The sequence below is a fragment of the Parasediminibacterium sp. HNIBRBA5674 genome, assembly GCF_056745525.1.
The window spans coordinates 77,316-89,984 of record NZ_JBQWIE010000015.1 but is presented as its reverse complement, the minus strand read 5'-3'; the positions used below and the strand labels follow the sequence as shown (position 1 = coordinate 89,984).

Below are 12,669 nucleotides of genomic sequence, written 5' to 3'. Positions count from 1 at the left end.
GTAACACCATAAGCAAAAGCTGTAGGTTTACTTGAATCTACGTAATTAGTTAACCCTGGTGTACCGTTAAAATCAGTTTTTAAGCCTCTTAAGAACACTGCATAAGCTGTATTGGCTGGTACTGTTTGATTACTTGTCCATGTATTATTCGAATTATACGTTTTAATATAATTTGTACCACTAATATCTGCTATGGTATTGCTAATTGATGATGCAGGTGTTAAAGCAGTAAAAAACGGATTTGATAATACTCTGTAACCACGCTGACCTGTAATCCATTGTTGTAAAGTAACATTGGGTATTGTAGAAGCTGAATTATTGATAAATGCACCTGAGGCAGAAGCATTAGATTGTATAGTAATATTACCATTATTAGCGATAGTGCCATTATTGGTAAGTGTGCCAGTAATAGTAAGGTTTATGCCTGCATTTACGGTTAACGTTGCACCACTTGCTACTGTAAGATTTTGTAGAGTTAGGTTGGAACTTACGGTATTGCTAAGCGTAAGCAAAGCAGTATTGGAGTTTAAAACATATTGCCCCATATAGGTTACTACACAACGGTAGTATAATGCCGAATTAGCCGCAGCAACAGTCAAGGTATTGGTGATATTATTACTGCCAGAACTTATACCTGTGCCATTAGAAGCTACATTAGTCCAGTTGGTACTACCATCTGCACTAGATTGCCATTGATAACTATAATTGGTGCTAGCATCTGCCGCATTCATAGTAATAGTAAATGTGGCATCTGCCCCACTTAGCACTGTTGTAGCAGCTGGCTGCGTAGCAATATCAATAGGCGAAAATGCTACACCCCTAAATGCGGTATTGGTAGGCGCAGTAGCTAATGCAGTTGAAAATGAACCAGACATTGTGTTTACAAAGCCAGCAGCATCAGCAATACTATACAAGCTAGCTTGGCTAGTAGCATATAAATTTACAGTAGTACCCGATATATAGCCTATAAGCCCAAAAAGTTGTACACTAGATAAAAGTACACTCCCTTTTGCTGACCATGATGTACCATTAAAATAATATTTATAAATGCCATAAGTACTGCTACTGTTACCATCAGCAACATACATTACTAAATTACTACCCCCTGCAGATAATATCACAAAACTGTTAGGTTGAGTAGTACCAGTAATTACTGTTGTTGGTGTAAGCGGTGATGCTGCCGTGGTGGGCAGACCTGACAACATATAAATACCTTGCGTACCAGATCCAGTGGAATAATAAACGTTACCGTTAAAAATTTTTATGGAGCGAATATTATTTACGTCATTAGTACCAGATCTAGAAGTGAGTGATGTAGTGATGGTTGCGCTAGTGGCATTGCTATTATTATAAGCAACGGTCCTAATACCATCTGTACCATCACCACTTGAGCTAGCGGTACCACCTAACCAAAATTGAGAGCCATCTATAGAAGTAGCAGATCGAAAGGCATTAGATTTATAAGTAGAGGCGTTGGAAAATGCCATAGTATTCACTGTTTGTGCTGCATCTACCCTAGCTACTACCCTATTACCACCATTGGTAGTTGTAAGTGCCGTTGTTGAAGTATTACCATCATAGCCAGGGATGATAATATAGCGTCCATTGGTGGCTAAATTTATTTGCCCATCCGTAGTAGTAGTACCACCTTGTGCTATACGATTGGTAATATTTGTAGTAGTAGTGGTAGGCAATGTTAAGCTAGTACCAGCAGTACCATTTAATTGGTATTCAAGTAAATTAACAGTAGCCCCATTAGTAGTAAGTGCGGAACTACCCCCTTGGGTTATTTGCTGTACAATTAGCCTACCAGCGGTGAAAGATTGGCTAAATGATTTGCCAGCAATGCCACTTAATACAAGTAATAATAAAATTGTTTTGTTTGTAACACCAAACAGTTTGATTGTTTTGGATGGTTTGTAAATGTGCTTTGTCATTTTTGTTTTTTTCTTAATGATTGATTATTTATATTTGGGTAAAGAAATAGCAGAGGCATACTTTTTATATAAGTATACACTAATATTTTGTAAAATTTTAATTAATTATCAGTTAGTTAGCCATCTCGCCTTATAAAGACGTATAGCTGGTATTGCTAGTTGATTGTTTGGATTGAGAAAACTAATATGAAAACTCCACCAACTTTCTTCTGATTTGATGTACATCAATTGTTTTGTAACAGGATGAAATGTAACACATTTTATATCTCTTTGCCCTTCTAACTCTTTAAAGGGGGCAAAAGTTTTAGAGGTAATATCAAAGGTAAATACACCAAATTCAGTTGTAAAAATGAGTTGTTTTTTATCAGGCATCCATTGCAAATCATGGCCAGAACGGTCGGGTATTTTATAACTCTCTATTTTTTTTAACGATGGTTTATTTGTCGCTAAATCTTCTATTTGATATACCCTTAATTCATCGTACCCTAAGGCATATAATACCTGTTTTTCATCATCCCAAATAACACCATGTGCTGCATAAAAATTATCGCTACATAATACTACATCCGATTTATTAAGGTCGAATATTTGTATCGCATTGCCATTATCAGCCGTAGATAATGCCACTGCAATTTTACGATTGGGTAATAATTCGGCAGAGTGTGCATTGGGTGCTTGGGCGTAAAATGTGGTTTTGTTGCTAGCCCTGTTTACCAATGCTACAGCCCCTTTAGATGAGGTAACTAAAAAATCTTTACCATCATTGATTGGCTTACACTCATCTAATGTTCGCAAATATTTTTCTCTAAATAGCCTTGGTAATTCAGTTGAAAACTTCGGTTGCCATTGCCATACAATAGCGGGTACACTATCTGACGACATGGTATAATTAGCCACTGTTAATTTATCATCACCACAAAAAACAATGCTTTGTTTTTGGGTTTGCCCATACGAAACAAAAGTGCCAAACAGGCAAATTAGCAATAAGTTATTTTTCATTTTTTTAGGTATTTTTTTATGGGTCTAATGGGTCTAAACTGTCTACATGCAAAGCTATTTTTGCGGCTAAAAATTCAGTTTCAAAAATGCCAATAGGTAGTATAGATACAAATGGATAATACCCCAATTCTGTAAGGCAGCGTTGTTTAAATTTTTCGCTTTGCATGGTTTTAGTTTGGTACATATCGCTTATAACCAATGTGGTTTTTGCAACAGGTATTTTGTAGCGATACATTAACCTTACGGCATTGCGAATATTGGTAGTGGTGTGCCTTGCAAATGGTTCTAAAATAATGCACTCTTCTGGTATTTTAAACTGCTGCATTAGGTATTTCTTCATTTCAAGCCCTTCGCAAAATGGTGTTTGAAATGGCTTTACAAACCCACCAGAAACAATGATAATGGGTGCCAATTTTTTATTAAATCTATCTACCGCAATTTGTATCCTGCTTTTTGCCCAAGGATCAATTGCTGCTTTATCAATATCTGGCCCAGCACCCGGAATTAGTATAGCATTGTATTTAAATTGCTGCCATTTTACAGTGGGCAAATATGCTATTACTTTTTTATTGGCGGTTGTCAATGGCTCAAACCTTGCGGCTTCATCCCTCATATTTACATCTAACAACTGCAACGAAAAATTTAGCGATGGCTGATAAAACAGTGGCAATTGGGTTGATAACTCATTTAAAACCGTAACCACAATATTTATATTTTCTCGGTAAATAAGAGTTGCCAAATCGTAGCTGGCAGAATCTATTAAAGGATATTTTGGTTTAATACCTAACGCATAGGTTTTCATTATTAAGTTCATACCCTGTGCTACATCCTGCCAAGCTTTTACCAACAAAAATTCATCGGTATCATCTTGGTATTTTTGGTAATACCCCGATGGCCGCATGTGCTTTGCCACCATTTGTTTTACGGCTGGTTGCTGCCTAAAAAGCCTTACTAAAACATTGCCAACAGCGGCCACATCTTGGCTTTGCCATTGCAGGTTATTTACATGGCAAGTCACATTTTCTTTACAAGTGGTTGCTGCATTTGCCAGCAGTTTTAGGCGGTTGTTTTTTATGCCAACCAAAGCAGTATCAGTTTTAAAAATGGCAGCTACGGCGGGCAAATTTTCTATTAACGTAAACAAATAAAAAATTTTATCCTGCACATAAGATTTGCTTTTTAAAAATTGGTAATTGCTAGAAAAATTTTGCGTAAAACTTACTTGCACCCACAATAAAAGCGGTAGCAGAAACCCAATAACAGCCTTTTTTTTGTGTGTTTTATTTTCTAGCATTTTTGCCATTTTTTAAGTTTGCCAATGTGCATTGCTGCAACCAACAATTAGTATGTTTGTTTAATAGTTTTTCAAATTTTTGCCAAGCCGTAGTGCTAAAATTGTTAATTAAACCAGCGTTCTATTTTTTTATAAAACCCACTGTTTGCAAGGCATTGTTGCCATTGCTAAATGTTGCGAAATAGCTGCCTTGGCTTAAGTCACTAACATTTATACTTGTTGCTTGCTCATTAGTTGCAACTAGTTTTTTTACAAGTACTCTTCCTGCAGCATCTGTAATACTAATGGTTGAATTGTAGCTCGCTGGTAAGTGGTTTATCGCAATACTATTTGTAGCAGGGTTTGGGTAAATAGATAGATTGGCAACGGTGCTGGCATCATCTATTTTTACAACTGGGCTGTAAGTAAATTTACCGTCTTTATCCATCATTTTTAGCCTATAATAATTATAACCATTTTTTGCAGAAACCGAGTGTTGGTAGCTGTTTAACTGGGTAGTATTTTTAGAAACAACAGTACCTACGGTATAGAAATCAATACTGTTGGCGCTTTGTTCTACATCAAAAGCTGCTGTGTTTATTTCGTTACTAGTACTCCACCAAAGGTTTACTTGGTTGGCTACTTTAGCAGCATTAAACGATAATAAATTTAATGGTAACGCAGTGGCAGATGGTGCAAAGCATACACCTCTAAAAGCCGTACCAGTAGGTGCAGTAGCTAAAGTAGTAGGTGTTGCTGTAAAGTTGCCATTATAGCCAGAAGCATCTATTAAAGAAATAAGCGCATTGGCATTTTTTACGGCAAATAAATTTACCGTACTACCAGTTGTAGCACCAGCTAACCCACGATAACCTACCGTAGCATCTACCACACCATTATTTACCCAAGTACCACCTACTAAAGAGTATTTTCTAATACCCGGTGTGGTGGTGGCATCATCTACTAAGTACAGCACGTCTGGCCCAGCTACTGTGGCATCCATATCAAACAACAAAAATTGGTAAGGGCTATTTAAATTGGTACTAGAAATGCCCACAAGTGGGGTAATCGCTTGTCCACTAGTGGTAGATAAGCCTGCACCTACAGTGGCTACACGGCCTGTACCTGAGCCTGTGCTTATGTATAATTGCCCGTTAAAAATATTGATGGTTCTAAGATTGGTAGTGGTATTTGCAACCACTGTAGATGCTGCGGTAGACCCGATGGTATTGTAAATAACGCCACCGCTACCACCAACACACCAAATATTAGTGCCATCGTCTGAGACGCAAGACCGAGCATTGGCACCCGATGCGAAATCTGTGAGTGCAGTAGCGGTATTAATATTTTTAGAATTATCTATTCTTGCAACAATACGGTTAGTAGTGGCAGATGCTGAGCCAGATAAGCTAGTAGTTCCAGTACCAAAAGAGGCAGAATCTGCATCGTAACCAACTGCAAAAATGTATAAGCCGTTTACTGAGCGTGTAATTTGCCCTTCGCTGGTAGATGTGCCACTGGTAAATATTCTTTTGTTGCTACCAACAGTAGTTTTGGGCAATGCTACACTTTGTACTAAGGTACCTGTAGTTGTAAATTCATCTAAAAAAATAGGTGCTGCTATATTGGTTGCGATTGAGGCCGTGCCATCGCCTGCCCTAAAAACTACCAAGTTGGCGGGATTAAAATTTTGTGCAAATGCACCCATAACAAAGCCAATACCTACAATAAAAGTTACAATTTTTTTCATTTCAATTTATTTAGTGTTGTTTATAGTGTTTAGTTATAGCCAGGGTTTTGGCCAAATAAGCTAGGGTTATTGTATTTCTGTATTTCAGATGAAGGAATAGGAAATAATGATTGATAATCTTGTATGGTTATCAGTTCATTTAATCCAATTTGTACTTTGGCGGTATTAGTTCTTAATAAATCGAACCATCTATGCATTTCTATGGCAAATTCTAAACGACGCTCTTGATAAATAGCATTCCTAAAGCTTGGTTGATCTGGTAAATTGGTGGTAGTGTAAGCTGCTAAACCTGCTCTTGTTCTGATAGCATTTAATGACTGAAAAGCAGTACTATTAGCAACATATCCAATTTCGTTTAATACTTCTGCTTGCATTAATAATACATCTGCATAGCGTAAAAGAATTAAGTCGTTTCCTGCATTTTTTGTGGTGGTAGATGGGATATCAAAAAATTTATTCAAAGCAAATACATTACCTTGTTTGGTAAATCTGATTAAATTTCGTCTGTTATCAGAAACACTATAAGCGTTAATTAGCGATTTAGAAATAGCTGTAGCAGATACTGTGTCGGTTGTAGATAGCCACAAACCATGACTACTACCAGTAGATTCTTTATTGTAGCGCACAGCATAAATTACTTCTTTATTCAGCTTATTATTAACATCAAATACCAAAGCAGTTGAGGCAAGTAATTGGTATGTGTTTTGAGCAATAAGGGTATTCAATACATCGTTGGCTTGTACATATTTTTTTTGTGCTAAATACACTTTGGCCAATAGTGCCAATGCTGCACCATTTGTTGCCCTACCTGCATCGTTAGTTGTATAAGTTTTGGGTAAATTTTGTATGGCTGTTATTAAATCTTGCTCAATAAAGCTGTACACTTGAGCTACATCTGCCCTGCCAATGGTTAATGCTACAGATGGGCTTATAGGTTGCGAAATAATGGGCGCATTACCCCAAAACTGAGCTACGTAATAATAATTTAAGGCTCGTAAAAACTTAGCTTCACCATCGTACCTTTTTTTAAGGCTATCGCTAATTGCAGCATTGCCAATACGGCTTGTCACCTCGTTACAACGTTCAATACCATTGTAAAACATTGTCCACGCATTGGTAATAATAGTATTGGCAGGTTTGTCTACAAATTTGTCTATATCGTATCTATCCTGTGTACCAGCCGTTGGCGAAATAAGCGCCAACTCATCTGAGCGATAGCCCGTCATTTCTATCAAAGTGTTAAAATAATCTTTAGTGGTAGCGTAGCAGCCAGTAAGTGCGGCGTTATAGTCGGCTGCTGTTATATAAAACGTTTCAGCATTGGCTGATGATTGGGGAGCAATTTCTAAAAAATCTTTTTTACAACTTACCAAGATGATGATCAGAGAGAGAGAGATAATTAATTTATTTTTCATTGTTGGTGGTATTAAAAGTTAATATTGGTACCAAATACAAATGTTTTGGCAAGTGGATAAGCACCATAATCTACGCCTGGGGTTAGGGCGTCAGAATTTCCGTAAAGGTTTACTTCTGGATTGTAGCCCGAGTAATTTGTCCACGTATAAAGATTTTGACCACTGATGTAAAACTTAACGTTGGCAATACCAAGCTTGCTACAAAGCTTTACAGGTAAATTGTAGGCAATATTTATGTTTTGTAGCCTAACGTATGAGCCATCTTCTACATGATAAGTTGATGTACGACCATTATTACCAGTAGATTTTCTATTGGCACGGCTTAACTGACCATTACCAGGATTGGCTTCAGAACGCCAACGATTAATACCATCTACTGTATTATTAAAGTTACCTTCAAGGTTAGAAAGGTATCTTTTTTGAAGATTTACAATTTGGTAGCCTTGCGAGCCTTGAAATGTTGCTGACACATCAAAACCTTTGTAATCAATAGAAATATTGCCGCCAAATGTGTAATCTGGGAAATATTTACCTACAATCTTCCTGTCTTTATCTACATCTAAAATGCCATCACCATCTACATCCTCAAACCTAAAATCACCTGCCCTTGAACTTGCAAATGCAGGATACTTTGCTAAATCGGCTGCTGTGTTGTAAATACCTATTTTGTTAAGCAAATAGTACGAGCCGATGGCACTGCCCACTTGTGTAATAAAGTAGGTGTTGCTGGTACCAGCAGTTTGAATAATAGGTGTATTATTTGGTCCAAGCGATGCAACCTCGTTTTTATTGGCCGAAATATTGGCATTTACTTTTACATGAAAATTACCAATATTGTGGTTGGTTGTAACCGATGCCTCAATACCAGAGTTTATAACACTGCCTACATTTTGCCTAGCGGTTAAAAAGCCTGTAGTGGCTGGCACTGGTGTATTTAATAATAAATCTTTTGTAATACCACGATAATAGTTTAGTTCAAGGGTTAATTTTTGACCAAAAAAACCTGCATCTAACCCTGCATTAAACATGTAGTTTTTTTCCCAACCTAGGTTTTTGTTGGTTACATTATTGGTTATTAAGCCTAAATTGTTAATATTACTACCTAAAATATAATTGGCACTTGTTAATAGGCTAATAGATTCGTAGTTGCCAATATTAAAATTACCCGTAAGCCCATAACTTGCTCTTAACTTCAGGTTACTTAAAAAAGACATTTTTCTAAAAAAATTTTCACTATTCAACTTCCAAGCAGCAGAAACCGATGGAAAATTCCCCCATTTGTTATCTACACCAAACCTTGAGGATCCATCTGTACGAGTAGAGGCTGTAAGAAAATATTTACCAGCATAATCGTACTGTAAACGCAGTAAATAAGAAATAAGTGACCACTCATTAATAGAGCCACCTACGCCAGAAGCCTGACCACCGCTAACCGTTGTAATTAAATCGTTAGGAAAATTGGTAGCATTAACGCTGTAGCTACTGATATAGTCACGTTGCGATGTAAAACCTGCCAAGCCAGTAAAATGATGCTTTTTATATTTTGCCTTGTAATTAAGTGTTTGCTCTACCACCCAGTTATAGTTAAGGTTTGAACTGGAGCGAGCTGTTGGGTTTGATGCCGCAGTAAAAAAAGCTGCACCGAGTGATGGTAAAGTTGAGGGTCTGTAATAATCGTTACGTGAAGTGCTATACACACCACCAACCGATACATTGTAATGTAGGTTTTTTACAAACTCATAATCTGCATAAACTTTGCCAATAATATTTACATTAAAAATATCATCTTTAATGAGGTTGGCAACTGCAACCGGGTTTAAAATCTCGTTGTGCTGATAATCGGTACCAATACGCCAATAACCATTGCCTTGAAAATTATAAGATCCATCGGGATTGTAAACAGACCAAACTGGGGTCATTTGCAACGCAGATGATACAATGCCTTGATTTGAGTAAGTATCATCTGAATTTACTCGTTTACGTGATGAAAAAGACGGGCTAAAATTGATACCGAACTTGAACTTGTTGGACTTTATATCAAGATTGGTACGCAGTGAATATCGTTTATAACCAGAGTTGATAATAGTTCCATCTTGATTTAGGTAATTGCCAGAAATAAAATATTTTACATTTTGATTTCCGCCTGATAAGCTTAAGGTGTGGTTGGTGGTAAATGCTTTTCTAAAAATTTCATCTTGCCAATTAGTATTTGTAAGCCCCTGTACACCTTGTAAGTAAGGATACAATTCTAATGGCGTTCGCATAAAACCTTGTGATCTTATATTATCTGGATCAGCGGCTGTGCCAGTAGGTGTTAAATCTAAATAGGCGTTATCATGCCCATCTTTACTAAGTGCTGCGTACTGATACGCATCCATCATTGATATTTTTTTGGTTACTTCTTGATAGCCACCAAAAGCGTTGTAGCTTATTTTTAATTTTCCTGCTTCGCCTTGTTTTGTAGTAATCAACAACACACCGTTAGAGCCACGAGATCCATAAATAGCTGAAGCGGCTGCATCCTTCAATACCTCTATAGAGGCAATATCGTTTTGGTTAATGGTTTCAAATGCAATGCTTAATCTATCTAAAGGCACGCCATCCACCACAATAAGTGGGTCGTTACCTGCTGTAATAGAGCCAGTACCTCTAATGCGTATGGTAGAGCTAGTACCAGGTGTACCATTACTTTGTAATATTTGCACACCAGCTACTTTGCCAGCTATGGCTTTGTCAAAACCTGTAACTGGCTGCCCTGAAATATCATCGCCTTTTATGCTGCCAATAGCACCAGACACTGCATTTTTTTGTTGAGAGCCGTATCCTACTACTACCACATCAGAAAGGTTATCAACAGCTTCCTTCATTTTTACCAATAATGTTATCGTTTCACCTTCTTTAACCTGATAACCAGTAAACTCTTGCGATTGATAACCAATATTTGAAAAATTGAAGGTAAAACCTGTGCCAATGGGCAATTTTGCAAATTTAAACATCCCTTTTTCATCGGTAATAGTACTGGCACTAAACTTTGTTTTGTTGTTTTTTACGGTTACATTAATGGATGGTAATACTGTACCTGCTTCGTTTTTAACTATCCCAATTGCTGCATTACCACTTTGTGCTTTGCCTACATTTGTAATACACATTATAGTAAGTAACAAATAAATAATTTCTTTGCGCATTGCTATTGTAGAACTTCTATCTCTCATTTTTTTGGTCATTTTATTTACAAGTTTCATTTACTACTTCTCTTTTTTATTTAATAATATAAGTATTGCCTTGTTGGGTTACAGATAAACCGTTGATACCGCATATTGTATTTAAAATGTCTATCAACGCATCCGTTTCTGTGAATTCTGCAGTTACATTAATTGTGTTTACAGTTGAAGCCTCAATTTTAATGGTAGTGTTGTATTGCTTTTCTAGCTGTGCAATTACTTCGGTAAAAGGCTGTGCTTTAAATAATAGGGATTTGGCAGCTTTATTAGCATTTTGTAGCTTGTTATTAGCTTTTGCTGTTGTACTATTTATAAGTGGCAATGTTGCATTATTAATACTAGTAATTGTAGCTAGGTCTGTTATAAGGTTATATACTAGCTGCTGGCTAGGTAATAGATATTTTTCTTTACCCGCAACCCCTATTTTCTTTATCACCACCTTACCTTCATATAGTTGCACATTTACAGATGCTTGGTTACCAATTACTTTAAAAGTAGTGCCTAATGCCGTGGTAGCTATACCATTTGCATACACAGTAAAGGGCTTTGTTTTGTCTTTCGCAACCTTAAAAATGGCAGTACCTACCAAGTTAATCTCTCTTTTGTTATTGATAAATGGTTGATTGTATGAAAGCGAACTATTAGGATATAATTCAATTACAGAACCATCAGTAAGCATTATTTTTTGTTTAGCATTGGTATTGTTTGTATTACCAACTAAACCTTGAGGAACAACCGTAGAAACTTTGGCAGTATCTTTTAACTTTTGTGATTGTTGATTAACTACTAAAAATATACCAACAATTAATATGGCACATGCAGCAATAGCGCCTGCCATACGATACCAATAATTGATTGATACAAATTTAGAAGGTGCTTCTACTTTAGTTTCGCCTAATTGCTCTATTTGTTGATGGATGCCTTCGAGTAATTCTGATGCTCTATATTGTGAGATGCGTTCGGCAATTTGCTCATCAATAAGATGGTATTGATTTACAAAATAAGTTTCAAAATCTTGCCTATGAAGTTGGAGTAAGCGTTGCAAAAGTTGCAACTCTGCGGTTGTTGCAGTATTATTCCAAAATTTTTCAATCAATTGTACTATTTCTTCCATGGTCTATATGTATATCTTAAATACAGGACCAAGCAACAATAGTAGGGTATAGAAATGTTATGTAATTGTTACCAAAAATTATTTGTACAAAGTGTACAGTAAAAAAGCTGTGCAGGCACTATTAAGAGATGCTTTTTGTGAATACGCTTTTATTAATTTAAAAGCAAAATGTACATGCTCTTTTACGGTATTAGTAGATATACCAAGAATATTTGCGGCTTCTTCATAAGTTTTGCCTTCTAGCTTACAAAGAATAAATGCCTGCCTTTTTCGTAATGGCAAATTTTCAACAGCCTCATTAAAAATAGCTAACTGCTGTTCCACTATTTCATGGTCAATATTTATTACCTCACTCTGGTTAATGGGTAAATTATTAGTGGTATTAGCTAATGCTATTTGTACACGTTTTTCCAGAAAATTGATTGACTTATTGTAGCTAACTACTATTAACCAGCCTAGTAATGATTGCGATGCATCTATTTTATCTCTATTTTGCCATAAGGCAACAAACACGTCCTGTAATATTTCTTCCGCTTCATTTTGATTTTTTATAAGCTTAAAAATATTAGCAAACACAATTTTATAAAACGCTTGATACAACTTATTGAACGCTTGAGTATCCCCTATTTGTAGGCATCTAATAAGTTCTATTTGTGATTGATGAATGATAGTGCAGTATTTTGATTTTGTCAAAAGTAGATTGGCGCAACCGCTTAAAAGGGTTTAGCACATTAAAAAATCATTAATAGCACACCGAAACGTTAGTTTGTTAATCAAAACAGTAGTAATTGCGTAAAAGAGATTAACATTTTTGCCAATAAATAAATTAGCTAGTTTATTCATATAATTTTTAGAAATTCTAATAAGACGCTACGCACAGCATGAAGGAAAAAAACGTAACACTGGAATTTTCTTGTCAAACTCATCTTATCATATTTAATTTATTTTACAAGCGTATTC

The 12,669-nt window shown here is 36.2% G+C and carries 8 protein-coding genes; all 8 read right to left on the bottom strand.

Annotation, left to right across the window (positions count from 1 at the left end):
• A partial coding sequence (locus tag ACT9TX_RS09455; protein WP_481338038.1) for a hypothetical protein occupies window positions 1–1,937 on the bottom strand: 1,937 nt, incomplete at its 3' end.
• Window positions 1,938–2,045: 108 nt separating this feature from the next.
• The gene (locus ACT9TX_RS09450; protein ID WP_481338037.1) at window positions 2,046–2,936 is read right to left on the bottom strand and encodes a DUF6528 family protein; all 891 of its coding nucleotides are present in this window, start codon (window positions 2,934–2,936) and stop codon (window positions 2,046–2,048) included.
• A gap of 16 nt (window positions 2,937–2,952) precedes the next feature.
• Window positions 2,953–4,239 carry a YdcF family protein gene (locus tag ACT9TX_RS09445; RefSeq protein ID WP_481338036.1) on the bottom strand — a complete coding sequence of 429 codons (1,287 nt, stop codon included), beginning with the start codon at window positions 4,237–4,239 and terminating at the stop codon, window positions 2,953–2,955.
• A 112-nt stretch (window positions 4,240–4,351) separates the two neighbouring features.
• Entirely contained in the window at window positions 4,352–5,959 is a 1,608-nt protein-coding gene (locus ACT9TX_RS09440; protein ID WP_481338035.1) for a T9SS type A sorting domain-containing protein, read from the bottom strand.
• A 29-nt stretch (window positions 5,960–5,988) separates the two neighbouring features.
• Complete coding sequence (locus tag ACT9TX_RS09435; protein WP_481338034.1) at window positions 5,989–7,374, bottom strand: RagB/SusD family nutrient uptake outer membrane protein; 1,386 nt, start codon at window positions 7,372–7,374, stop codon at window positions 5,989–5,991.
• A gap of 11 nt (window positions 7,375–7,385) precedes the next feature.
• A complete protein-coding gene (locus ACT9TX_RS09430) occupies window positions 7,386–10,616 on the bottom strand; it encodes a SusC/RagA family TonB-linked outer membrane protein (RefSeq protein ID WP_481338033.1) in 3,231 nt (1,076 codons plus the stop codon).
• A 16-nt stretch (window positions 10,617–10,632) separates the two neighbouring features.
• Window positions 10,633–11,709: a FecR family protein gene (locus tag ACT9TX_RS09425; protein WP_481338032.1), complete on the bottom strand. Its 1,077-nt coding sequence runs from the start codon at window positions 11,707–11,709 to the stop codon at window positions 10,633–10,635.
• Window positions 11,710–11,787: 78 nt separating this feature from the next.
• A complete protein-coding gene (locus ACT9TX_RS09420; protein ID WP_481338039.1) occupies window positions 11,788–12,309 on the bottom strand; it encodes an RNA polymerase sigma factor in 522 nt (173 codons plus the stop codon).
• Window positions 12,310–12,669 lie beyond the last annotated feature (360 nt).

Coding starts and splice junctions, on each gene's coding strand:
- ACT9TX_RS09450 (WP_481338037.1), bottom strand. CDS start 2,936: ATGAAAAATAACTTATTGCTAATTTGCCTGTTTGGCACTTTTGTTTCG.
- ACT9TX_RS09445 (WP_481338036.1), bottom strand. CDS start 4,239: ATGGCAAAAATGCTAGAAAATAAAACACACAAAAAAAAGGCTGTTATT.
- ACT9TX_RS09440 (WP_481338035.1), bottom strand. CDS start 5,959: ATGAAAAAAATTGTAACTTTTATTGTAGGTATTGGCTTTGTTATGGGT.
- ACT9TX_RS09435 (WP_481338034.1), bottom strand. CDS start 7,374: ATGAAAAATAAATTAATTATCTCTCTCTCTCTGATCATCATCTTGGTA.
- ACT9TX_RS09430 (WP_481338033.1), bottom strand. CDS start 10,616: ATGAAACTTGTAAATAAAATGACCAAAAAAATGAGAGATAGAAGTTCT.
- ACT9TX_RS09425 (WP_481338032.1), bottom strand. CDS start 11,709: ATGGAAGAAATAGTACAATTGATTGAAAAATTTTGGAATAATACTGCA.